The organism is Pantoea sp. paga (genome assembly GCF_007558755.1).
GTDB classification, from domain to species: Bacteria; Pseudomonadota; Gammaproteobacteria; order Enterobacterales; family Enterobacteriaceae; genus Pantoea; species Pantoea agglomerans.
Genome location: NZ_VLTF01000002.1, coordinates 306,276 through 327,936, shown reverse-complemented (window position 1 = coordinate 327,936; position 21,661 = coordinate 306,276). Strand labels below are relative to the sequence as shown.

Here is a 21,661-nt window from a genome sequence, read left to right as displayed (position 1 = left end):
GCAGCTCAGAAAATTGTCAATCAGCGCTTTCATTAACGCGTGCTTTAACAGGAGGAAAGCGGGTTTAATCCCGGGTTGAGCAGACGTTTGAAAATTTGTGTAAAAGGCTGGATTGATGCAGCGCAATTTACGCCCTTAGCGTTGCGCTTTGCCAGAGATATAGTTGGATATAAGTCGCGATTAATTGATCTGGATTAACGCAATAAGTTTCCAGATAGGGTCAGGTAGGTTTCTTGTTAATGAGATGTCAGTAATGAAATAAAGCGCGAAGAAATAATTTACCTTTGACACTTTTCCTTAACGTGATGAGCCGCGGGCCGGTTATTTAACTGCGCACTCTTCTCTTTAGCTTCCTGCGTTATACCTCTCATTTACAGGCAAAAAAAAGCCACCCGAAGGTGGCTTAGTCTCAGATGACGCTGACTTATTTAGCAGGTAATACGGCTTTAACTGCGTCACCGATATCCGCCAGGCTGCGGACGGTCTTCACGCCAGCCGCTTCCAGCGCAGCAAATTTCTCATCTGCTGTACCTTTACCACCAGCAATGATGGCGCCAGCATGGCCCATACGCTTGCCTTTCGGCGCGGTGACGCCAGCAATGTAGCCTACAACCGGCTTGGTCACGTGCTCTTTAATGAAGGCTGCAGCTTCTTCTTCTGCGCTACCGCCGATCTCACCGATCATCACGATAACTTCAGTCTGTGGATCATCCTGGAACATTTTCAGGATGTCGATGAAGTTAGAGCCTGGGATCGGGTCACCACCGATGCCAACGCAGGTTGACTGGCCGTAGCCGATGTCCGTGGTCTGCTTAACCGCTTCATAGGTCAGGGTGCCTGAACGTGACACGATACCGACGCGGCCCGGCTGGTGAATGTGGCCCGGCATGATGCCGATTTTACATTCGCCTGGGGTGATAACGCCTGGGCAGTTTGGACCGATCATCCGCACGCCTGCTTCATCCAGCTTCACTTTCACGGTCAGCATATCCAGGGTCGGGATGCCTTCGGTGATGGTGATAATCAGTTTGATGCCCGCGTCGATCGCTTCCAGGATGCCATCTTTACAGAAAGGAGCCGGAACGTAGATCACGGTGGCGGTCGCGCCTGTTGCTTCTACCGCTTCGCGAACGGTGTTGAACACCGGCAGGCCGAGATGGGTCGTGCCACCTTTGCCTGGCGTCACGCCGCCAACCAGTTGGGTGCCGTATGCCAGCGCCTGCTCAGAATGGAAAGTCCCCTGGCCACCGGTGAAACCCTGGCAAATGACTTTGGTGTTTTTGTCGATCAGAATGGACATTATTTACCCTCCGCGGCAGCAACAACACGCTGTGCGGCGTCTGTCAGGCTGGTTGCTGCAATGATGTTCAGACCGCTGTCCGCCAGTTTCTGGGCGCCCAGCTCGGCGTTGTTACCTTCCAGACGTACCACAACTGGCACGTTCACACCCACTTCAGCGACTGCGCCGATGATGCCGTCGGCAATCAGGTCGCAGCGTACGATACCGCCGAAGATGTTAACGAATACGGCTTTAACCGCATCGTCAGACAGGATGATTTTGAAGGCTTCGGTCACGCGCTCTTTGGTTGCGCCGCCGCCGACATCAAGGAAGTTGGCCGGTTGACCGCCGTGGTGTTTAACGATGTCCATGGTGCCCATCGCCAGACCTGCGCCGTTAACCATACAACCGATGTTGCCTTCCAGCGCAACATAGTTCAGTTCCCACTGTGTCGCATGGGCTTCACGCGGATCTTCCTGGCTTGGATCGCGCATTTCGCGCAGCTCTGGCTGACGGAACAGGGCATTGCCATCGGCACCCAGTTTGCCATCCAGACAGATCAGATCGCCCTGTTTGGTGATCACCAGCGGGTTGATCTCAACCATCGCCAGATCGCGCTCCAGGAACAGTGTCGCCAGACCCATGAAGATCTTGGTGAACTGGCCAACCAGCTTGCCGGTCAGGCCAAGTTTAAACGCCAGCTCACGACCCTGATAAGGCTGCGGGCCAGTCAGTGGATCCAGCGCCATTTTGTGGATCAGGTGCGGGGTCTCTTCCGCCACTTTTTCAATTTCCACGCCGCCTTCAGTTGAGGCCATGAAAATTACGCGACGCGTTGCGCGATCGACCACTGCGCCCAGATAGAGCTCCTGATCGATATCGGTCGCCGCTTCAACCAGAATCTGGTTTACCGGCTGGCCGTTTGCGTCTGTCTGATAGGTGACCAGGCGTTTGCCCAGCCAGTTTTCAGCAAATGCGCGAATCTCTTCTTTGCTGTTAACCACTTTCACACCGCCCGCTTTACCGCGGCCACCGGCATGAACCTGACATTTAACTACCCACGGGCCTGCGCCAATTTTAGAGGCTGCTTCTTCCGCTTCACGTGGTGTAGTACAGGCGTAACCCGTTGGTGCCGGCATGCCATACCGTGCAAACAGTTGTTTCGCCTGGTATTCGTGTAAGTTCATGATGTTCTATCCATTCAGGTCTGAAAAGAGTAATGAGGTTGGGCGCGCGGCAAGGCGCGCCCGGTGAAAATCAGACATCCAGCAGCAGGCGCGCCGGATCTTCCAGCATCTCTTTCACTGCAACCAGATAACCAACTGATTCACGGCCATCGATCAGACGGTGGTCGTAGGAGAGCGCCAGATACATCATCGGCAGCACCACAACCTGACCATTGACCGCCATCGGGCGATCTTTGATGGCGTGCATGCCCAGGATGGCGCTCTGCGGTGGGTTGATGATCGGGGTGGACATCAGTGAACCAAAGACGCCGCCGTTGGTAATGGTAAAGTTACCGCCGGTCAGATCGTCGACTGTCAGTTTGCCGTCACGGCCTTTCACTGCCAGCTCTTTGATTTTCTTCTCGATGTCCGCCATGCTCAGCGCATCCACGTCACGCAGGACTGGTGTAACCAGACCACGTGGCGTAGAGACCGCAATGCTGACGTCGAAGTAGTTGTGGTAAACCACATCTTCACCATCGATAGAAGCATTCACTTCCGGATAGCGTTTCAGCGCTTCAACAACCGCTTTGATGTAGAAGGACATAAAGCCCAGACGTACACCGTGACGCTTCTCGAAGGCCTCACCATACTGCTTACGCAGATCCATGATGGGCTTCATGTTGATTTCGTTGAAGGTGGTCAGCATCGCGGTGCTGTTCTTCGCTTCCAGCAGACGCTCGGCAACACGCTTACGCAGACGGGTCATCGGCACGCGTTTTTCGCTGCGGTTAGCCACTGGCTGCTGCGCGGCGGCGGCATCAGCAGCTGGCGCAGCGGCTTTGGCAGCCTGCGGTTTGTTGGCCAGATGTTTTTCAACATCTTCACGGGTCAGACGACCGCCGACACCGCTGCCTTTGATCTGCGAGGCATCAAGATTGTGCTCTGCAATCAGACGGCGGATAGCCGGGCTGAGCGCATCGTTGCTCTCTTCTTCCAGTGACGCAGTCTGACGCTGAGCGGGGGTAGACTCTTTGCTTTCAGACTTCGCGCTGCTCTCTTTACCGGCGCTGTTGCCCTCTTTCAGACGACCCAGGATCTGGCGGGAAGTGACGGTGGCGCCCTCTTCTTCCAGAACGGCTTCAAGGATACCGTCCGCAGAGGCTGGCACTTCCAGCACAACTTTGTCAGTTTCGATTTCGACCAGCACTTCATCGCGAGTGACTGCATCGCCTGGTTTTTTATGCCAGGTTGCCACAGAGGCATCGGCAACCGATTCAGGCAGGTCGGGAACGAGAATATCTACGCTACTCATTATCTTTCCTTTTAATTAATTAACGTTCAGCGCGTCATTAACCAGGTCTTGCTGCTGTTGTTGGTGTACGGACATGTAACCCACGGCCGGTGAGGCGGATGCCGGGCGGCCTGCATAACGTAAAGTGGCACCAAACGGCACAACTTCACGGAAATGATGCTGACTGCAATACCAGGCGCCCTGATTCAGTGGCTCTTCCTGACACCAGACAAAATCCTGCACGTGAGCATACGCTTTTAATGCTTCCTGTACCGCGTGATGCGGGAACGGATAGAGCTGTTCGATGCGCACGATGGCCACATCGGTCTGCTCATTTTTACGACGCTGCTCCAGCAGGTCGTAATAGACTTTACCGGAGCACAGTACGACGCGTTTCACGCCCTGCGGATCCAGATCATCGACTTCGCCAATTGCAGGCTGGAAGCTGCCGTTAGCCAGTTCATCCAGCGTGGAGATCGCCAGCGGATGACGCAGCAGTGATTTCGGCGACATCACAATCAGCGGACGGCGCATACCGCGCAGCGCCTGACGACGCAGCATATGGTAAACCTGCGCAGGGGTAGATGGCACGCAGACCTGCATGTTCTGCTCAGCGCAGAGTTGCAGATAACGCTCCAGGCGCGCAGAGGAGTGCTCTGGCCCCTGACCTTCATAACCGTGCGGCAGCAGCATCACCAGGCCACACATCCGGCCCCACTTCTGCTCACCGGAGCTGATGAACTGGTCGATAACAACCTGTGCCCCGTTGGCGAAGTCACCAAACTGCGCTTCCCAGATGGTCAGGATGCGCGGCTCTGCGGTGGCATAACCATATTCAAAGGCCAGCACCGCCTCTTCTGACAGCACGGAGTCCCACACTTTGAACTGACCCTGACCGCTGTGCACGTGGTGCAGAGGGGTATAGGTTGAGCCGTTCGCCTGGTTATGCACTACCGCGTGACGATGGAAGAAGGTCCCGCGACCGGTATCTTCACCCGACAGTCGCACCGGAATGCCTTCATCAACCAGCGTGGCATATGCCAGGTTTTCCGCGCCGCCCCAGTCAAAGGCTTTCTCGCCTTCAGCCATCAGACGACGGTCGTTGTAAATCTTGGCAACACGCGACTGCACTTCCACCTCTTCAGGCACCTGGCTGATACGCAGCGCCAGCTCCTTCAGACGTTTCATGTCGACCTGAGCCGGGTAAGGTTCATCCCACTCATGATTCAGGTAAGGTGACCAGGTAAAGGAGTGCAGGCTCATTGGACGCCATTCCGGCACCACACACTCGCCCGCATCCAGCGCATCACGGTAGAGATTGACCATTTCGGTCGCATCTTCCTGCGTGGCAATGGCCTCACCTTCCAGACGGTCGGCATAGATTTTACGCGGCGTCGGGTGTTTTTTGATTTTCTGGTACATCAGCGGCTGGGTCGCACTTGGCTCATCCGCCTCGTTGTGACCATGACGGCGATAGCAGACCAGATCGATAAACACATCACGCTTAAAGGTGTTGCGATAGTCGAGCGCCAGACGGGTCACAAACGCGACCGCTTCCGGATCGTCAGCATTGACGTGGAAAATCGGTGCCAGCACCATTTTGCCGATATCGGTGCAGTAAGGGGTCGAACGCGCATCTTTCGGGTTGGAGGTGGTGAAGCCAACCTGGTTGTTGATGACGATGCGAACGGTACCGCCCACTTCATAACCGCGCGCCTGTGACATGTTCAGAGTTTCCTGAACCACGCCCTGGCCAATCACGGCCGCATCACCATGAATGGTGATCGGTAAGACTTTATTGCTGGCTGGCTCATCCAGACGATCCAGACGGGCACGCACTGAACCCATCACTACCGGGCTGACGATCTCCAGGTGCGACGGGTTAAACGCCAGCGCCAGGTGAACCAGGCCGCCTTCGGTTTCCACGTCAGACGAGAAGCCCATGTGGTACTTCACGTCACCGGTGCCCAGATGCTCTTTGTGCTTACCGGCGAACTCGTCGAACAGATCCTGTGGCTTTTTACCCAGCACGTTGATCAGCACGTTGAGACGGCCACGGTGCGCCATACCCAGTACGACTTCACGGGTACCGCTCTTACCGGCATGACGGATCATTTCGCGCAGCATCGGAACCAGTGCATCGCCGCCTTCCAGCGAGAAGCGTTTGGCACCCGGGAATTTCGCTCCGAGATATTTTTCCAGCCCTTCGGCCGCGGTCAGCTCTTTCAGGAAACCTTTTTTCTCTTCATTGCTGAAGGCTGCACGGCCCGCGACTGACTCAAGACGCTGCTGAATCCAGCGTTTCTCATCAGTGTTGTTGATGTGCATATATTCTGCACCGATCGAGCCGCAGTAAGTCTGAGTCAGCGCCTCGAACAGTTCGGCCAGCTTCATGGTCTCTTTACCAATGGCAAAAGAGCCGACGTTAAAGCTTTCCTGAAAATCGGCCTCGGTCAGATCGTGAAAAGCGGGATCGAGATCGGCTACCCGGTCCTGTTTCCACAGACCAAGCGGGTCAAGATTGGCGTGCTGATGACCGCGGAAACGAAACGCGTTAATCAGCTGCAGCACTTTTACTTGCTTGGAGTTGGTTTCAGGATCGGAGACAGATGAGGTGTAACGAGATGCGTCTTTCGCCAGGCGACGGAAGTACTCACGTGTGGTGGAGTGAAACTGCTCAGGTTTCATTCCGGTGCCCGGTAACTGCTGGAACATCGAGCGCCACACTGCATCGACAGAGTCAGGATCGGTCAGGAAATCCTCATAGAGCTGCTCTATGTAAGACTGATTCGCGCCGGCCAGCCAGGAAGAGTCCAGCCAGGGCTTCATCGCGCTGTTCTGCATTGTGATCCCTTAAGCATTGCTATGCTTTTTTGAGGTTTCATTTGTTGCCGCTTTCGCGGTTTGCCGTAGTGAGTTCAGCTATACGAGCACTTTGCGCAGCGCGCGTGGCCCGTAAGGGAACCTTTGTAAACGTGGTAATCACCGCGCTTACAGAGGCTTCCGTAAAACACCGGGAACCTGAGGTTCCCGGCAGAAACTGCTTATGCGCCGCGCTGCAGCAGCATCGACTTGATATGGCCGATGGCGCGCGTCGGGTTCAGCCCTTTCGGACATACGCTCACACAGTTCATGATGCTATGGCAGCGGAATACGCTGAAAGCATCATTCAGATTGTCGAGACGCGCCTCGGTTTCGGTGTCGCGGCTGTCAATCAGGAAGCGGTACGCGGCCAGCAGGCCAGCAGGACCGATGAACTTCTCAGGATTCCACCAGAATGATGGGCATGAGGTTGAGCAGCAGGCACAGAGTATACATTCGTACAGGCCATCCAGGTGTTCACGCTCATCCGGCGACTGCAGATGTTCACGAGCTGGTGGATTTTCCCCATTATTCAACAGGAAAGGCTTAATTTTCTCATACTGTGCATAAAACTGGCTCATGTCTACAACCAGGTCACGCACCACCGGTAAACCTGGCAGCGGACGGATAACAATTTTCTGTTTGCCGTTGCCCAGCGCTGAGACTGGCGTAATGCAGGCCAGTCCGTTTTTACCGTTCATGTTCAGGCCATCGGAACCGCAGACGCCTTCACGACAGGAGCGACGAAACGCCAGAGTCGGATCTTTCTCTTTCAGGCGAATCAGCGCATCCAGCAGCATCATGTCGCGACCATCTTCCGCTTCCAGGGTGTAATCCTGCATGCGCGGTTTGTCATCGACGTCCGGATTGTAGCGATAAATTGAAAACTCGAGTCTCATGATCGTCTCCGAAATTAGTAGGTACGCACTTTCGGCGGGAAGGCCGCGCGCAGTTTCGGCTGCATGTTCACCTCACGGCGCGTCATGCTTTCGGTTTCCGGGACATAAAGACTGTGGCACAGCCAGTTTTCATCATCACGATCCGGGAAGTCGAAGCGACTGTGCGCACCGCGGCTTTCGGTGCGATAGTTAGCCGCTACCGCCGTGGCAAAGGCCGTCTCCATCAGGTTATCCAGCTCCAGGCACTCAATACGCTGGGTGTTGAAATCCGGTGAGCGGTCATCCAGACGCGCTGACTTCAGGCGCTGGCGAATCTCTTTCAGCTCTTCCAGACCCTGGGCCATCGCTTCGCCTTCACGGAATACCGAGAAGTTATTCTGCATGCAGCGTTGCAGCGCTTTACGAATCTCAACCGGATCTTCACCCGTAGTGTTGTTTTCCCAGCGGTTGAAACGCGCCATCGCCCCGGCGATCTCATCTTCTGTGGCATCACGCAGGTCGCCCTGCTCCTGAATACTCGCCAGCAGATGCAGACCCGCAGCACGGCCAAAGACCACCAGGTCGAGCAGTGAGTTACCGCCCAGACGGTTAGCACCATGCACCGATACGCAGGCGATTTCACCGACGGCGAACAGGCCTGGAATGACCACATCTTCGCCCTGCTCATTGACGCGCAGAGCCTGGCCGGTCACTTTGGTCGGAATACCGCCCATCATGTAGTGGCAGGTTGGAATGACCGGAATCGGCTCTTTGATCGGATCGGCGTGCGCAAAGGTGCGTGACAGCTCAAGGATGCCAGGCAGACGTGACTCAAGCACCTCTTTACCCAGATGATCCAGTTTCAGTTTGAGATGTGGACCCCACGGGCCGTCACAGCCGCGACCTTCACGGATTTCAATCATCATTGAGCGCGCCACCACGTCGCGGCCCGCCAGATCTTTGGCGTTCGGCGCATAACGCTCCATGAAGCGTTCGCCATGTTTGTTCAGCAGATAGCCGCCTTCACCACGGCAGCCCTCGGTAACCAGCACGCCCGCACCGGCGATACCGGTTGGGTGGAACTGCCACATCTCCATATCCTGCACCGGTACGCCCGCACGCAGTGCCATACCTACGCCGTCACCGGTGTTGATGTGTGCATTGGTGGTGGACTGGTAGATACGGCCCGCGCCGCCAGTGGCCAGAATGGTCGCTTTCGCTTTGAAATAAACGGTTTCGCCGGTTTCGATGCAGATAGCGGTACAACCCACGACTGCGCCATCGGCGTTTTTCACCAGATCCAGTGCATACCACTCAGAGAAGATGGTGGTTTTGTTTTTCAGGTTCTGCTGATAAAGGGTGTGCAGCAACGCGTGACCGGTACGGTCAGCCGCAGCCGCCGTACGTGCCGCCTGCTCGCCACCGAAATTCTTTGACTGGCCACCAAACGGACGCTGATAGACACGACCATCTTCCAGACGCGAGAAAGGTAAACCCATGTGTTCCAGTTCCAGAATCGCTTCCGGGCCGGTTTTACACATATATTCAATCGCGTCCTGGTCACCGATATAGTCGGAACCTTTGACGGTGTCGTACATGTGCCATTCCCAGTTATCTTCATGGGTATTACCCAGCGCAACGGTAATACCGCCCTGCGCAGATACGGTGTGGGAACGGGTCGGGAAAACTTTAGATAACAGGGCACAGCTCTGGCCGCCCTGGGAGATTTGCAGTGCGGCTCGCATTCCTGCGCCACCTGCGCCGATTACCACGGCATCGAACTCTCTGATTGGCAAACTCATTTACACACCCCACACCACAACAAATCCATAAATCGCATACCATAACAGCGCCACGACAATCACAAACTGCAACAACAAGCGGGTTGGCAGTGATTTAACGTAGTCTGTTAACACCTGCCACATGCCAATCCAGCCGTGGATCAGAATGGAGAACAGCGTCAGCAGCGTGAACACTTTGGTGAATGCGGAAGCGAAGAAGCCACGCCACAGGTCATAAGTCAGCGTGTCTGTCATCACCACGAAACCGAGGATGTAGACGATGTAGAGCGTAATGAGAATTGCAGTTGCCCGCAGCAGCAGCCAGTCCTGAATGCCGTTGCGACCCAATGCGGATGCATTGCTTACCATACGAGGACTCCCGCCAGAATTGCCAGCACGACAGTGATCACAAAAGTCATATGAGCGGAACGCTTACCAACCTGCAGCGTTTCGGCCAGATAACCAAAATCCATCAACATATGACGAATCCCGCTCACCGCGTGATAGGCCAGCGCCGTTAAGATGCCCCACATGATGAACTTCGCGAAGAAGCCATCCATAATGGACGCAGCGTGCTGGAAACCTTCAGGAGAGGAGAGAGAGAGACCGAGCAGCCACAGCAGGATGCCAATGGCAACCAATGTGATTACGCCGGAAACGCGGTGAAGAATGGACGATATTGCAGTAACGGGAAACCGGATCGTCGAGAGATCCAAGTTGACAGGTCTTTGTTTTTTCACGGTTTTGCCCACACAGCTCTTTTTTATTTTGCTTCCTCCGGACCTGAGGCGGAGTCTAATCACAACGCGTGGCAGACTTTAACCGTCACCAAAAAAGCAACATCCAGTGTTAATTGACGCGGTAGTAAACGCTGGGTGGCTCCTGGTGTCAGGGTGTTCCGGAGACCTGCCTGGAGTATAGGAGGATCACATTCTGATTACAATTCCCCTACAAACTCTTTGGTATATTTTAGGTGGAACAGTGATCCTACTCACGATTTTCACAATTGATACAATTTTAATTATCTGATTTGACAATAGTTCAACAATTCAGTTACAAACTAAGCCTGTAAATTCCTATGATGCGCAAAAGTTATGGGGATACACTTTCCCCTAAGCGCAAGTTATGTAACATTGCGATAATGAGCATTAAAAAGCATCAGGTTATTGGTTACCAAGAAGTTATGTCCTGACCGGATCTTTAACAACCGCGATATGCAGCATGTCCATGGCTCACCGGTTCCCGCTGGGAACGCGCCGCTCACTCTGTACCCTGCACCCGTTTTATCCCCGCAGAGTGATACTGTGTAGTTTTGCCAACCGCAACATGAACGCGTTTCAGGTGTCTAAAGATCCTTACCTACATAAGGCGCTATGGAGACGAAAATGACAGATAAAAAAGTAACGCTAACCCTGCAAGATGGAACATCTATTGAACTGGACGTGCTGAAAGGTACGCTGGGCCAGGATGTCGTTGATGTCCGCACTCTGGGTTCAAGTGGCCTGTTCACCTTCGATCCCGGTTTTACGTCTACCGCGTCCTGCGAATCTGCAATCACCTTTATCGATGGGGATGAAGGTATCCTGCTGCACCGTGGTTTCCCTATTTCTGAGCTGGCGACCCACTCTAACTATCTGGAAGTCTGCTACATTCTGCTGAACGGCGAAGCACCAAACCAGAAACAGTTTGATGAGTTCCGCACCACGGTTACGCGCCACACCATGATTCATGAGCAGATTACCCGCCTGTTCCACGGCTTCCGTCGCGATTCGCATCCGATGGCGGTAATGTGCGGTGTTACTGGTGCACTGGCTGCGTTTTACCACGATTCGCTGGATGTAAACATTGAGCGCCACCGCGAAATCGCAGCGTTCCGTCTGCTTTCTAAAATGCCGACCATGGCAGCGATGTGTTACAAATATTCTATCGGCCAGCCGTTTGTCTATCCGCGCAACGATCTCTCCTATGCGGGTAACTTCCTGCACATGATGTTTGCCACGCCGTGCGAAGAGTACAAAGTGAATCCGGTACTGGAACGCGCCATGGACCGCATCCTGATCCTGCATGCTGACCATGAGCAGAACGCCTCAACCTCTACCGTTCGTACCGCCGGTTCAAGCGGCGCGAATCCGTTTGCCTGTATCGCCGCCGGGATCGCCTCCCTGTGGGGACCGGCGCACGGCGGTGCCAACGAAGCGACCCTGCGTATGCTGGAAGAGATCAGCACCGTTGAGCACATTCCGGAATTTGTTAAACGCGCCAAAGACAAAAATGACTCCTTCCGTCTGATGGGCTTTGGTCACCGCGTTTACAAAAACTACGATCCACGCGCGACCGTAATGCGCGATACCTGCCATGAAGTCCTGAATGAGCTGGGTATGAAGGATGATCTGCTGGAAGTGGCGATGGAGCTGGAACACATTGCGCTGAACGACCCGTACTTCATTGAGCGTAAACTCTATCCAAACGTGGACTTCTACTCTGGTATCATTCTGAAAGCGATGGGTATTCCATCCTCCATGTTTACGGTGATCTTCGCGATGGCCCGTACTGTTGGCTGGATTGCACACTGGAAAGAGATGCACGACGAAGGCATGAAGATTGCCCGTCCGCGTCAGCTCTACACCGGTTATACCGAGCGCGAATTCAGCTCACAGCTGAAAAAGTAAGGCTCAGTGGATAGCGGAGAGGGATCTCCGCTCAGCCAGTTGAGAAGCCCACATAAGGGCGCATCTGGCAGCAATGAAGAAGTTTAACGCGCAGGGAACACGGTCAGAAGAGGAAAGCGTCCCGCGCCATGGACAAAAACGCCGGGAGCGTTTTTGAATAACGCAAAGCGTTTACCCGGCTACGGGCGCACCTCACGGATGAGGTGCGTAATCGCGCGGGCCGAGCAGGTCAGGGATGACGGCTTTTGCGTCTTTCCGATCTGACTGTGTTTCCTGAGCAGGCTCGATCTCACTGCAGACCAGAACTACACTACCCCGCTTTTGCTTTCTTCAAGTGCCTATCTCTGACAACCCGGACACCAGTAAAAAGGCCGTGATGAGAGCGTGCCCTTCTCAATCACCGTGCTGCAGCGCCGGCATTTTTTGCCCTGCCGATGAAACACCTCAAACTGAAACGCCGCTTCCTCATGATATTTCTTCATGGTTCCACGCATCCGATAGGCATGGCGTGGCACTGAAAGCAGCGCCTCGCTGAAAGCAGTCAGCTGATCGTTACTGAGATCCTGCGCCCGATGCTGCGGCAGCAACTGTGCCAGCCAGAGAATTTCGGCACGCAGGTAGTTTCCCAGTCCGGCCAGAAAAGCCTGATCCAGCAGCAGACCACTGAACTGCCGTCGCCGGAAACGGGGTGACAGCAGCCGCTCTTTCACCTCTTCCACTGTCAGCGCGCTGTTCAGCACATCCGGTCCGATACGATTAAGAAACGGATGCGCCGCCAGCGTATCCGCGTTGAGCAGTTCAATATCTGAGGCGCTGTAGAGCAGAATCGCTTTGCCCGCCGTCGCCAGTCTCACCCGCAACTGACGGGTGGAATTGAGTTCGGTATCAGGTTTTACAATGCGCCAGACACCATAAAGCTGGTTATGGCTGTAGAGCGTCAGGCCATTGCTGAAATGAGTCAGCAGCGCTTTACCCCGCGTCTCAATCGCATTAACCTGCTCACCAATCAACGCTGGTTCATAGGTCTTGAGCTGTGGAAACGCGAACCACGCTTCCGTTAACGGCTGACCCACAATGGCGGCTTCAAGTTTATCCGCCACGCGACGAATTTCCGGTCCTTCAGGCATCGTTCATCCTCTTAATGGGTGGCGCCGCCAGCCTGTTTAATATCCTCGCCGGTCTCCAGCGTGACCTTTACCGCAATTTCCAGCGCCTGAATAATGGACGCCAGCGCCATGCTCGGTGCGCCAGGATGCTGCGCCGCCTGTTCAGGCAGATAAGGAATATGGATAAAACCTCCCCGCACCGGACTGTCATGCTGCTCAAGCCAGTGCAGCAGGCCGTACATTACGCGGTTACAGGTAAAGGTGCCCGCCGTTTGCGACACTGAAGCGGGAATCCCCGCTTCACGCACCGCCGCCACAATCGCTTTGATGGGCAGACGGGAAAAATAGGCTGCCGGGCCACCTGCTACAACGGGCTCATCCACCGGCTGATGACCGTCGTTGTCCGGGATACGGGCGTCATCGACATTAATACCAATACGTTCAACGGTAATATCGCTACGGCCGCCCGCCTGTCCCACCGACAGAATCGCATCCGGTTTCACCTCTTCCAGCGCCTGATTCAGCACATTGAGTACGTCGCTGAATACCACCGGCAACTGGCGGATCACTATCGTAGCCCCGCTAATCTGTTTGCCTTCCAGTGCGCGCACCGCTTCCCATGAAGGGTTAATCGTTTCACCGCCAAAAGGTTCAAAGGCGGTCATCAGGACAGTTTTCATGCAACCTCACAGGAACATCAGGAAATAGAGCAGGAAAATATTAACGATTAACAGTAGCACACCGGTCGGAATCTGAGCCTTGATCACCGCGTTACGATCGGGCAGTTCCAGCAGCGCCGCCGGGACGATATTGAAGTTGGCCGCCATCGGCGTCATCAGCGTGCCGCAGTAGCCGGAGAACATGCCAATTGCCGCCATTACTGCCGGATTTCCGCCGTGCTGCAACACCAGAATCGGGATGCCGACGCCTGCGGTGATAATCGGAAACGCCGCAAAAGCATTACCCATGATCATGGTTAACAGCGCCATCCCAACGGCATAGACGGTGACCGCGACAAAGCGATTATCCACCGCCAGCCAGGTTTCTGTCAGATGCGAAATCGCACTGCCCACGCCCGCGCTGGTAAACAGCAGCCCCAGCGTGGCAAGGATCTGCGGCAGGATAAAGGCCCAGCCAATCGAATCCAGCAGGCGACGGGTCTCCTGCATCGACTGCACCGGTTTCTCGTGGGTCAGTTTTAACGCCACCAGCCAGCCAATCACACAGCCGACCATCATTGAAAATAGTGTCACCAGCGTGGCGTGGTTACCGGGGCCGAACACCGCATCCTGCAAACCGGGAATATGGTTAAATGCCAGCACACCGACCACGGTCACGACCGGAATCGACAGTGCAGGCAGAAACAGTTTGTTGCGCAGACGCAGCGCACTGGCCTGTTTCTCTTCATCTCTGCGCTGATGATAGCGACCCAGCCTGACACCGCCAAATCCGGCAATCAGCGCCATCACCACCACAATGACACCGATGCCGATGTGCAGCATACGGGTGCCCGCCGCATCTGAACCCATCCAGGCGCTCATCAGTTGTGTCGTCCAGTCACCGACCAGAAAAACCAGGCCATACAAGGCCCAGAACAGGCCGGTGGTAAAGCGACGTGGATTCGCGCTGTCACGCCAGGAAAGCACCGCCACTACCAGCAGGATAATGCCCGCCAGCCACATCAGATATTGTTGCTGGAACATTACTCACCTCCTTTGGCTTTAAGCGCCTGACGGTTCAGCTGCTGCAGCTCTCGCGCCAGTTGCCGATCCAGCCGCACCAGACGTGCCGAGTGGATCAGGAACGCGGCGACGGCAGTCGGAATGCCCCATAAGGCGATGTGCAGCGGTTCGGTCTGAATCCCGGCGGACTCCTGCATAAAATTATGCATAAAGATAATCGCGCCAAACGCCACGAAGATATCCTCACCAAAGAAGAGGCCGACATTATCGGTCGCCGCTGACATCGCGCGCAGCCGATGGCGCAGCTCAGGTGAGATGTCGCCATAGCGGCTTTCAGTTGCCCCTTCCGCCATCGGTGCCAGCAACGGACGCACCATCTGCGGATGTCCGCCGAGACTGGTTAACCCCAGGGCGGCGGTGATTTCGCGCACAAACAGATAGACGATCAGCAGCCGTCCGGCGGTTGCCGTTTTGATCTGTGCAATCCACGCCTGCGCCCGCTCTTTCAGTCCGTGACGCTCCAGCAGGCCAATGACCGCCAGCGGCAGCAGCAGGATCAGCGGCAGGTTACGGGTGTTAAGAAAACCCGCTCCGAGCTTTTCCAGAATGTCCGCCAGCGGCATCATCGCGGCAAGACCGGTCACAAACCCGGCGACAATCACCACCAGCACCGGATTGAACCGTAACACGAAGCCGACGACGATGGCGGCGATGCCCAGTAATGGCCAGAGATTTACTGCACTATCCATGGATTTCCCTCAGAGTTGAAAAACCCGGCATACGCCGGGCTAAATGTGGTTATTCAGTTGCTGGTGACACGAATCTGCTGATCGGCAAACGCATCACGCAACCGCTGTGCAAATTGCAGGGCGTGCGCGCCGTCGCCATGTAAGCAGACAGTCTGTGCATTCACCGCTACCCATTCTCCGGTGATACTTTTAACTTTGCCCTGCTGCACCATCGTCAGCGTCTGACTGATAGCCTGCTGTTCATCTTCAATCAGCGCGCCCGGCTCGCTGCGCGGCACCAGTGCACCGCTGCTGAGATAGCCACGGTCGGCGAATACCTCTTCCCGCGTGCGTAAGCCGTAGTGTGCCGCCGCACGAATCGATTCGCTGTTAGCCAGTCCTACCACAATCAGCTGGCTGTCGACCGCCCTGATGGCGCGGGCAATGGCATCCGCCAGCACCGGATCAGCCGCAGCCTGGTTGTAGAGCATGCCGTGCGGTTTAACATGAAGCAGCCGCGCACCTTCGCTTTCCGCCAGACTTTTCAGCGCACCAATCTGGTAGATCATCTGGGCGTAGACCGTTTCCGGCGGCAGCTGCATGGCGCTGCGGCCAAAGTTCTCCCGATCGGGAAAAGCGGGGTGTGCACCAATCGCGACGCCGGATGCCTGTGCCCAGCGCACCGACTGCAGCATGGTCTGCGCATCACCTGCGTGAAAGCCACAGGCGATGTTGGCGGAACTCACCAGTTGCAGCAGCGCCTGATCGCTGGCGCAGCCCTCGCCCAGGTCGGCGTTTAAATCAATTTTCATTGAGTCCCCACTTCATCTGGTCCAGTGCGCGTTGCTGATGCTGACGTGCCAGCATCGCTTCCGGCAGGGTGCAGTGAATAAAGTGAATCGGCTCACCCAGCCGGATTTGCGCCAGGTGATAGAGATCGGCTTCGATAACCGAGGCGATGCGCGGATAGCCGCCGGTGGTCTGGGCATCCGCCATCAGCACGATAGGCTGTCCGTTCGGCGGCACCTGAATCACACCCGGCATCACGCCGTGTGACAGCAGCTCGCGCGGACTCTCGCGCTCAAGCTTGCGTCCCTCAAGCCGGTATCCCATCCGGTTACTTTGCGGGCTGAGTTTCCATGCGGTGCGCCAGAACGCCTGCTGCGCTTCGCGGCTGAACTCGTGATATTCCGGGCCAGGTAATGCGCGGATGCGGTTGCCCCATAGCAGTTGCCGCACCCCGACTTTACGGTCAAACGTGCGGGTCGGTTTACCCAGCGGGAGCTGATCGCCATCCTGCAAGGTTCGCCCCTCAAATCCGCCAAATTTTGCTTTTAGATCGGTGCTGGCAGAGCCGAGCATCGCAGGGATATCAAAACCGCCCTGCACTGCCAGATAGCTGCGCATGCCGCGCTGCGGCATCGCCAGTGACAGGAGCTGCCCCCGTTTCACCGGCGTGCGCCAGCCCGTCCAGACCGGCTGGCCGTCAAGCTCCGCATGGCAGCCTGCGCCGGTCAGCGCAAACCAGCCATCGCGCGTGAACTCCGCTTTGAACTGGCCAAGCACCATCTCCAGCACCGCGCTGTCGGGGTCATTGCCCACCAGCAGGTTGGCGGTGAACATCGCGGGATGATCCAGCACGCCGCCAGGGCTGATGCCATACTGACGCCAGCCGTAACGGCCCGCATCCTGAATAGTGGCGGCCAGGCCGGCTCGCAGAATATTTAACATACGCCCTCCTGTTGCGGCACAAAGCGAACCCTGTCACCGGGACGGAGCAGCGTAGGCGGTTGCTGCAGGGGATCAAACAGCGCGGTGCGCGTCTGGCCAATCAGCTGCCAGCCGCCGGGCGAAGCCAGCGGATAGACGCCGGTCTGGCTGCCGCCGATGCCCACCGAGCCGGCGGGCACTGCAACCCTGGGCTCAGCACGCCGCGGGATGTGCAGGCGCGGATCCAGTCCGCCCAGATAGGGAAAACCGGGCTGAAAGCCGATAAAAAAGACCACATAGTCACTGCTGCTGTGCAGCTCAACCACCTGACGGGGCGTCAGCGCGGCGTGTTCCGCCACGACCGTCAGATCGGGGCCAGACTCGCCGCCATAGATCACCGGGATCTCCACCTGACGCGACTCCGGCAACTGCGCTTCACTCTCTTCCCACCAGCGCTGAAGCCGCTCTATCGCGTCCAGCGCGCTCTGCTGGGGATCACGCAGGATTAGGGTGATGTTGTTCATGCCGGGGATCACTTCCAGCACGCTGGCATAGGCGTGCAGGCGCTGACTCAGTCCCCAGATTCGTTGCTGGCTCTCCAGTGAGACCGGCGGTTCCAGCTCCAGCACGACAGCGCGTTCACCCAATAAATAACACCGTGCTCTTTGCAACAGCTACCTCCCGCTCAGTTGAGATCGCGCCTGGCCGACCTGACCGGATGCCCGGTGCAGCCCATTGCTTATCTACGTAAAGCAAACAGTTATGCGAAAGTGACAGGGATGTGTCAACAGATTTAGGTCCTGCGCAGGCGCGCAGGACAAGGGAGAGAGTCAGGCAGGATTGGGGATATCGATGAAGGTCACATCAAGATCGTGGTGTTGCGCCAGCCAGTCGCCCAGCGCTTTTACGCCGCCGCGCTCGGTGGCGTGATGGCCTGCGGCAAAGAAATGCAGCCCCTGCTCACGCGCGCTATGAATAGTCTGTTCAGAGACTTCACCGGTGATAAAGGCATCGACGCCCGCCGCCGCCGCCTGGTCGATAAAGCCCTGCCCGCCCCCGCTGCACCAGGCAATGCGACGGATCAGCGCTGGCGCGTTGTCACCACAATGCAGGGGTTCACGTCCCAGCCGCTCACCAATTCGGCGGGCCAGCTGTTCGCCGGACTGGGGCTCAGCCAGCTCACCCCAGAATACCAGCGGCATCACTTCGCCGCGCACTTCGATATCCAGCAGTTTCGCCAGCTGGGCGTTGTTGCCTAATTCAGGATGCGCGTCGAGCGGCAGGTGCCAGCCATAGAGATTGATATCGTTGGCCAGCAGGGTCCGCAGACGACGACGCTTCATGCCTTTAATCGCGGCCGGTTCACTTTTCCAGAAATAGCCATGATGGACAATAATCGCATCGGCCTGACGCGCCACCGCCTCATCCAGCAGCGCCTGACAGGCAGTCACGCCGGTGATAATCGTTTTGATCTCGCTGCGTCCCTCAACCTGCAAACCGTTGGGGGCGTAATCGCTGAAGCTGTGGCTGTCGAGTTGCTGATTGATCAGCGTCTCTAATTCGTAATGGTTCATTCAGGCTCCTTCGAGGCCTCAGGCTGCGCTTTTGGCGCGCTCAAAGGCGTCTAATGTCTTTTTACGTGCCACCTTATGATCCACGATTGGTGCCGGATAATCGAGTTTCTTATGATGCTTCTCCGCCCAGACATGTGGCTGGTGAATATCACTGTCAGGGACCCCGGCCAGTTCTGGCAGATAGTGACGGATAAAATCCCCCTTCTCATCGAAGCGCTCGCCCTGCGTGGTCGGGTTAAAGATGCGGAAATAGGGTGCCGCGTCCGTGCCGGTCGATGCCGCCCACTGCCAGCCGCCGTTGTTCGCGGCCAGGTCACCATCAATCAGCTGCTGCATGAAATAGCGTTCGCCTTCACGCCAGTCGATCAGCAGATCTTTGACCAGGAAACTGGCAGTGATCATTCGTAAGCGGTTGTGCATCCAGCCCAGCGCCTTCATCTGACGCATTGCGGCATCGACAATCGGATAGCCGGTTTTACCCGCTTTCCAGGCATCGAAATGTGCGTCGTTACGCTGCCATTCAACGTTTCGCGTCCAGTCGATAAACGGCTTATGTCGGCACAGCGCCGGCCAGGCAACCAGCAGATGACGGTAGAATTCACGCCAGATCAGCTCGTTCAGCCAGGTGAACGCGCGGCTGTTGTCCAGCGCATCGGGATGCTCATGCAGCACGCGATGCAGGCACTGACGTGGCGACAGTACGCCGGTCGCCAGATAAACCGACAGACGGCTGGTGGCGTCCAGCGCCGGAAGGTCGCGCTTAGCGGGATAGTCGATAACCGGTTGCGTGGCGAAATGGCGCAACCGCTTCAATGCCGCCGCTTCGCCTGGCGGAAACAGATCCTGATCAAAGTCTTCAGTTGGATAGTCAAAGGCGGGAATCGGGGTGGCTTTCAGCGGTGCGCCTTCGCGCGCTTTCGGCGCAGGCACGCATTCAGGCAGCCCCTGCTGCAAGCGGCGGACAAAGGCTTTGCTGAACGGGGTAAACACCTTATACATCGAGCGATCGCCACTCTGCACACTGCCGGGCGGCAGCAACAGGCTGTCATCGAAGCCCTGGCAAATCACGCCCGCCTGGTCGAGACGCTTTTCAGCCTCCGCATCGCGCTGGCGTTCATTAACTTCATACTGGTAATTGTAGAAGAGCTGATCGACCTGCTGCTTAGCGCAGAACTGCTCCAGCGCATCAACACTGTCGCTGAAGGCGTGGCACGCCTGGTAGTGAAGCTCAATGCCCCGCTCCGCCAGCGCACGCTGCACCTGCAACAGGCTGGCGTGGATAAATGCTGCCTGCTTCGGTGACATCTCATGCTGCTGCCACTGTGCTGGCGTGGCAAGGTAGAGCGCAATCACTTTTGCATGGCTGTCGCGGCAGGCGGCGTGCAGCGCCAGATTGTCGTTGACGCGTAAATCGTTACGCAGCCAGACCAGATGGGTGGTCATACTCCTCCTGTATTACTGTCCGTAGCGTAAGCACAAGGCTTCGGGATAGGGATCGAAATAGCGTTGCTGGGCCAGCCACGGGTGCGGGTACTCCGCCATGTAGTGTTTGAGAATGGTAATCGGCACCAGCAGCGGTTGTGTGCCCTGACGATAGCGGTCAATCAGCGTTGCCAGCTCCTGGCGCTGCGGTGAACTCAGATGCGTGCGGAAGTAGCCCTGCACATGCATCAGCACATTGGTGTGATTGCGACGTGAGGCGGGGCGTGACATCAGTTCCATCATGCGATTGCGGTACTCAAAGGCAAAGGCGTCCAGCGACTCCCACTGGCTCATGGAGGCGACAAAGGGGCCCAGCTCGCGGTATTTTTCCTGCGAATGCGCCAGCATCATCAGTTTGTAACGGCTGTGGAAGGCGATCAGCCCCTGCCGGGTCAGGCCGTTTTCCCACATCTGATTAAATTCATGCAGCGCGCAGACACGACCGATAAAGTTCTCACGCAGGGCGGGATCGTGCAGACGACCATCTTCTTCCAGCGGCAGCCAGGGCATTTCGCGCTGCAGGAATTCAGTAAAAATACCGGTGCCTGCTTTGCGGTTATTGTTGTTATCTGGCTCATAGACCCGCACCCGCTCCATGCCACAACTGGGTGATTTGGCGCAGAGAATATAGCCACAGAGATGATGCAGCGATTTTACCCGCTCAGCAGACCAGTCACGCATCTGCGTCGTAACCTCTTCTCCGCCATCTTTGCTGAAGCAGAGATGCAGCTCATCATCGCCCTGCTTCACCAGACGCAATGCCGGACGCGGCGTTGGCAGACCAATCGCCATCTCAGGGCAGATTGGCTCAAAACGGACAAATGGGGTGAGATCGTCGGTCGCAAAAGTAAGACGCTTATGCCCACCATCAAATCTGACGCGGTCGCCGAGCAGGCATGCACTGATTCCAACGGGGATTTTTTTGCTCATACTTGTACAACCTCCGAAATCTTGTAGAGGTTTAAGTGTAGCGTAAAATGGTCAGGAATAAAGGAGTAAAACGGGATTCCGGATCGCTTATTCTCAGAAAAAACGCAAAAAAAAGCCTGGTCAGTTGACCAGGCCTGTTTTGCAGCAGGGCAAATTACCAGAACGCGCCACCACTCGCTTCAGACTGCGCCAGCCAGACTGGCTTGGCGCTGGTCTTACACCAGACGCGGTGCAGGTAGCTGTAGAAACGTGCCCGATCCTGTCGAAACAGCATAACAGGGAGTGCCAGTACGCCGAGAAGAACCACCAGCGTACGTCGCGCAATAATTTTATAACGTGGATAGGCCCGATACATGGTTTCTCCTCCTGGTAGGTGAAATAGTGTGAATGTGATCTGTGTTCAACTTTACGCCAGGTTGTGTAACTTTACTACTCATCTGACCACTTATTTGCCGCTATTTTTACTGTTTAAGAATTAACCTGTAATTAAGTTACAAAAAAGTTACCGCCTGGTTGCGTG

The 21,661-nt window shown here is 56.1% G+C and carries 20 protein-coding genes; 1 reads left to right on the top strand and 19 read right to left on the bottom strand.

All coding sequences use genetic code 11. The features are described 5' to 3' along the window. Nucleotides 1–424: 424 nt before the first annotated feature. The 8 genes from sucD to sdhC all read right to left on the bottom strand — a co-directional run bounded on the left by sucD (nt 425) and on the right by sdhC (nt 10,012). Complete coding sequence (gene sucD, locus FOV68_RS07200) at nt 425–1,300, bottom strand: succinate--CoA ligase subunit alpha (RefSeq protein WP_010260744.1); 876 nt, start codon at nt 1,298–1,300, stop codon at nt 425–427. Next, complete coding sequence (gene sucC, locus FOV68_RS07195; protein WP_003853151.1) at nt 1,300–2,466, bottom strand: ADP-forming succinate--CoA ligase subunit beta; 1,167 nt, start codon at nt 2,464–2,466, stop codon at nt 1,300–1,302. Before sucC ends, sucD begins: the two co-directional genes overlap by 1 nt. A 70-nt stretch (nt 2,467–2,536) precedes the next feature. Beyond that, nucleotides 2,537–3,760 (bottom strand): 2-oxoglutarate dehydrogenase complex dihydrolipoyllysine-residue succinyltransferase, encoded by a 1,224-nt coding sequence (gene odhB, locus FOV68_RS07190; RefSeq protein ID WP_031593671.1) that lies wholly within the window; start codon nt 3,758–3,760, stop codon nt 2,537–2,539. Nucleotides 3,761–3,775: 15 nt separating this feature from the next. Continuing rightward, nucleotides 3,776–6,583, bottom strand: a complete 2,808-nt coding sequence (gene sucA / locus FOV68_RS07185; RefSeq protein ID WP_010260738.1) for a 2-oxoglutarate dehydrogenase E1 component — start codon at nt 6,581–6,583, stop codon at nt 3,776–3,778. 200 nt (nt 6,584–6,783) lie between these two features. Further along, a complete protein-coding gene (locus tag FOV68_RS07180) occupies nt 6,784–7,500 on the bottom strand; it encodes a succinate dehydrogenase iron-sulfur subunit (RefSeq protein ID WP_010260736.1) in 717 nt (238 codons plus the stop codon). Between the two features lie 14 nt (nt 7,501–7,514). After that, complete coding sequence (gene sdhA / locus FOV68_RS07175) at nt 7,515–9,281, bottom strand: succinate dehydrogenase flavoprotein subunit (RefSeq protein ID WP_022626042.1); 1,767 nt, start codon at nt 9,279–9,281, stop codon at nt 7,515–7,517. Continuing rightward, a complete protein-coding gene (gene sdhD / locus FOV68_RS07170; RefSeq protein ID WP_009091417.1) occupies nt 9,282–9,629 on the bottom strand; it encodes a succinate dehydrogenase membrane anchor subunit in 348 nt (115 codons plus the stop codon). It abuts the gene before it with no gap. Then, nucleotides 9,623–10,012: a succinate dehydrogenase cytochrome b556 subunit gene (sdhC, locus tag FOV68_RS07165; protein WP_029519433.1), complete on the bottom strand. Its 390-nt coding sequence runs from the start codon at nt 10,010–10,012 to the stop codon at nt 9,623–9,625. The genes sdhD and sdhC overlap by 7 nt, the downstream gene beginning before the upstream one ends. Nucleotides 10,013–10,645: 633 nt before the next feature. On the opposite strand from sdhC, the gene FOV68_RS07160 reads away from it, so the two are divergent. Beyond that, nucleotides 10,646–11,929 carry a citrate synthase gene (locus FOV68_RS07160; protein ID WP_010260725.1) on the top strand — a complete coding sequence of 428 codons (1,284 nt, stop codon included), beginning with the start codon at nt 10,646–10,648 and terminating at the stop codon, nt 11,927–11,929. A gap of 338 nt (nt 11,930–12,267) precedes the next feature. Here the strand turns inward: FOV68_RS07160 and nei are convergent, their stop codons facing one another. The 11 genes from nei to FOV68_RS07105 form a co-directional block, all read right to left on the bottom strand. Beyond that, nucleotides 12,268–13,056, bottom strand: a complete 789-nt coding sequence (gene nei / locus FOV68_RS07155; RefSeq protein ID WP_143990542.1) for an endonuclease VIII — start codon at nt 13,054–13,056, stop codon at nt 12,268–12,270. A gap of 11 nt (nt 13,057–13,067) precedes the next feature. Then, nucleotides 13,068–13,715 carry a pyroglutamyl-peptidase I gene (pcp, locus tag FOV68_RS07150; protein ID WP_137240919.1) on the bottom strand — a complete coding sequence of 216 codons (648 nt, stop codon included), beginning with the start codon at nt 13,713–13,715 and terminating at the stop codon, nt 13,068–13,070. 6 nt (nt 13,716–13,721) lie between these two features. After that, the gene (locus FOV68_RS07145; RefSeq protein WP_143990541.1) at nt 13,722–14,738 is read right to left on the bottom strand and encodes a DUF979 domain-containing protein; all 1,017 of its coding nucleotides are present in this window, start codon (nt 14,736–14,738) and stop codon (nt 13,722–13,724) included. Continuing rightward, nucleotides 14,738–15,466 (bottom strand): DUF969 domain-containing protein, encoded by a 729-nt coding sequence (locus tag FOV68_RS07140; protein WP_115764252.1) that lies wholly within the window; start codon nt 15,464–15,466, stop codon nt 14,738–14,740. The genes FOV68_RS07145 and FOV68_RS07140 overlap by 1 nt, the downstream gene beginning before the upstream one ends. A 53-nt stretch (nt 15,467–15,519) precedes the next feature. Next, nucleotides 15,520–16,257, bottom strand: coding sequence for a 5-oxoprolinase subunit PxpA (pxpA, locus tag FOV68_RS07135; RefSeq protein WP_010260713.1), 738 nt, complete (start codon nt 16,255–16,257; stop codon nt 15,520–15,522). After that, nucleotides 16,247–17,176: a 5-oxoprolinase subunit PxpC gene (gene pxpC / locus FOV68_RS07130; RefSeq protein ID WP_031592210.1), complete on the bottom strand. Its 930-nt coding sequence runs from the start codon at nt 17,174–17,176 to the stop codon at nt 16,247–16,249. Before pxpC ends, pxpA begins: the two co-directional genes overlap by 11 nt. Next, entirely contained in the window at nt 17,170–17,826 is a 657-nt protein-coding gene (gene pxpB, locus FOV68_RS07125) for a 5-oxoprolinase subunit PxpB (protein ID WP_039390970.1), read from the bottom strand. Before pxpB ends, pxpC begins: the two co-directional genes overlap by 7 nt. 159 nt (nt 17,827–17,985) lie before the next feature. Beyond that, on the bottom strand, nt 17,986–18,729 hold the full coding sequence (locus FOV68_RS07120) for a type 2 GTP cyclohydrolase I (protein ID WP_039390972.1): 744 nt from the start codon (nt 18,727–18,729) through the stop codon (nt 17,986–17,988). Between the two features lie 18 nt (nt 18,730–18,747). After that, nucleotides 18,748–20,172, bottom strand: a complete 1,425-nt coding sequence (gene phrB / locus FOV68_RS07115; RefSeq protein ID WP_115758936.1) for a deoxyribodipyrimidine photo-lyase — start codon at nt 20,170–20,172, stop codon at nt 18,748–18,750. Between the two features lie 12 nt (nt 20,173–20,184). Next, a complete protein-coding gene (locus FOV68_RS07110; protein WP_022626045.1) occupies nt 20,185–21,141 on the bottom strand; it encodes a 2-thiouracil desulfurase family protein in 957 nt (318 codons plus the stop codon). 154 nt (nt 21,142–21,295) lie between these two features. Then, nucleotides 21,296–21,496, bottom strand: a complete 201-nt coding sequence (locus tag FOV68_RS07105) for a DUF2517 family protein (protein ID WP_031592216.1) — start codon at nt 21,494–21,496, stop codon at nt 21,296–21,298. Between the last annotated feature and the right edge of the window lie 165 nt (nt 21,497–21,661).

What these genes read in the sequence shown, in the direction of transcription:
- sucD (WP_010260744.1), bottom strand. Translation starts at nt 1,300, where the DNA reads ATGTCCATTCTGATCGACAAAAACACCAAAGTCATTTGCCAGGGTTTC.
- sucC (WP_003853151.1), bottom strand. Translation starts at nt 2,466, where the DNA reads ATGAACTTACACGAATACCAGGCGAAACAACTGTTTGCACGGTATGGC.
- odhB (WP_031593671.1), bottom strand. Translation starts at nt 3,760, where the DNA reads ATGAGTAGCGTAGATATTCTCGTTCCCGACCTGCCTGAATCGGTTGCC.
- sucA (WP_010260738.1), bottom strand. Translation starts at nt 6,583, where the DNA reads ATGCAGAACAGCGCGATGAAGCCCTGGCTGGACTCTTCCTGGCTGGCC.
- FOV68_RS07180 (WP_010260736.1), bottom strand. Translation starts at nt 7,500, where the DNA reads ATGAGACTCGAGTTTTCAATTTATCGCTACAATCCGGACGTCGATGAC.
- sdhA (WP_022626042.1), bottom strand. Translation starts at nt 9,281, where the DNA reads ATGAGTTTGCCAATCAGAGAGTTCGATGCCGTGGTAATCGGCGCAGGT.
- sdhD (WP_009091417.1), bottom strand. Translation starts at nt 9,629, where the DNA reads ATGGTAAGCAATGCATCCGCATTGGGTCGCAACGGCATTCAGGACTGG.
- FOV68_RS07160 (WP_010260725.1), top strand. Translation starts at nt 10,646, where the DNA reads ATGACAGATAAAAAAGTAACGCTAACCCTGCAAGATGGAACATCTATT.
- nei (WP_143990542.1), bottom strand. Translation starts at nt 13,056, where the DNA reads ATGCCTGAAGGACCGGAAATTCGTCGCGTGGCGGATAAACTTGAAGCC.
- pcp (WP_137240919.1), bottom strand. Translation starts at nt 13,715, where the DNA reads ATGAAAACTGTCCTGATGACCGCCTTTGAACCTTTTGGCGGTGAAACG.
- FOV68_RS07145 (WP_143990541.1), bottom strand. Translation starts at nt 14,738, where the DNA reads ATGTTCCAGCAACAATATCTGATGTGGCTGGCGGGCATTATCCTGCTG.
- FOV68_RS07140 (WP_115764252.1), bottom strand. Translation starts at nt 15,466, where the DNA reads ATGGATAGTGCAGTAAATCTCTGGCCATTACTGGGCATCGCCGCCATC.
- pxpA (WP_010260713.1), bottom strand. Translation starts at nt 16,257, where the DNA reads ATGAAAATTGATTTAAACGCCGACCTGGGCGAGGGCTGCGCCAGCGAT.
- pxpC (WP_031592210.1), bottom strand. Translation starts at nt 17,176, where the DNA reads ATGTTAAATATTCTGCGAGCCGGCCTGGCCGCCACTATTCAGGATGCG.
- FOV68_RS07120 (WP_039390972.1), bottom strand. Translation starts at nt 18,729, where the DNA reads ATGAACCATTACGAATTAGAGACGCTGATCAATCAGCAACTCGACAGC.
- phrB (WP_115758936.1), bottom strand. Translation starts at nt 20,172, where the DNA reads ATGACCACCCATCTGGTCTGGCTGCGTAACGATTTACGCGTCAACGAC.
- FOV68_RS07110 (WP_022626045.1), bottom strand. Translation starts at nt 21,141, where the DNA reads ATGAGCAAAAAAATCCCCGTTGGAATCAGTGCATGCCTGCTCGGCGAC.
- FOV68_RS07105 (WP_031592216.1), bottom strand. Translation starts at nt 21,496, where the DNA reads ATGTATCGGGCCTATCCACGTTATAAAATTATTGCGCGACGTACGCTG.